The organism is Vaccinium witches'-broom phytoplasma str. VAC, assembly GCF_000309405.1.
Lineage (GTDB): Bacteria > Bacillota_I > Bacilli_A > Acholeplasmatales > Acholeplasmataceae > Phytoplasma.
The window spans coordinates 1-1,155 of record NZ_AKIN01000099.1; the positions used below are offsets into that span (position 1 = coordinate 1).

Below are 1,155 nucleotides of genomic sequence, written 5' to 3' on the forward strand. Positions count from 1 at the left end.
GCTTTTTTTTGGGCTTTTTAAGGCAAAGAGTGTCAATAAAACCTTTAGAATCAATACCTGTATAGATTTTAGATTGTTTTTTCTTTTTGTTGTGGGTTTGTTCATGCATATTTAACGAAAATAAAATTGCTGCTGCTTCTTGTTCGTTCATTTTTTTAAAACTCCTTTTTTAAGTTTGGCTAAATAAAAAAACCAAACTGTTTATTTTAATTAATAAACAATTTGGTTCAATTAGTTGTTTCCTTTTGGATCCACTTTTGCTGGGGCTCACCCGTTGATTCTTTTGTCTTTATTTCTTTTTTTATATTATCAAAAAACTTGAGCGAGAAATAACAGTAAATTATCTTTTTTGATAATATTAATATTCATTATAACAAAAATAAACATAATAAAAATAAACCAAAAAAAATCTTTTTTCTTTTTATTTTATAAAAAAAGTATCAATTTAAGGAAAAAGTCCGTTTTTATAGTAAAAAAAAATTTGGACCAAAAACATTAATAGTTGTTTGGTTCCGAAATTTCTTTTTGATAATGAACTAAAGATTGTTGATAAACTTGGATGATTTTTTGAGCAAATATTTCTTGACTATAAATGGCGACTGATTCTTTAGCTTTAAGAGCTAATTTTTGCCTTTCTTGAGGGTCTTGAAATAAAAGAGTTAACTTCTTTTATTAATTCTTCTTGAGTGTGGTAAAATAAACCATTTTCGCCCTCTTGAATAACGCCTTCCAACACTGGATCATAACGCACTAACAAAGGCAAAGAAGCGGCCAGAGATTCAATATAAGTTAATCCTTGTGTTTCAAATAAAGAAGCATTAAGGAAAACATCGCCTAATTGATAATATAAACCCAATTGTTGATAAGCCACAAAACCTAAAAAAATTATTTTATCAGTTAAACCGAGTTTTTTAACTTTTTTGGTTAAATTAATTTTATCTGGGCCATCGCCAATAATAACAAACTTACTTTGAGGATGGTTAAGATGAAACGCAGTAAAACCTTCGATTAAATAATTAATCTCTTTTTCTTCAGATAATCTGCCTACATAAAGACAAATAAAATCATCTTTTAAACGGGTGAGCCCCAGCAAAATAGTTCCGAATGAAAACAACTAATTTTTCTAAAACAAATACCTTTTAGAAAAAATTATTT

The 1,155-nt window shown here is 27.4% G+C and carries 1 protein-coding gene; it reads right to left on the bottom strand.

Translation table 11 applies throughout. The features are described from left to right. Positions 1–613 precede the first annotated feature (613 nt). Complete coding sequence (locus tag RI68_RS02095; RefSeq protein WP_017193596.1) at positions 614–1,114, bottom strand: glycosyltransferase; 501 nt, start codon at positions 1,112–1,114, stop codon at positions 614–616. Between the last annotated feature and the right edge of the window lie 41 nt (positions 1,115–1,155).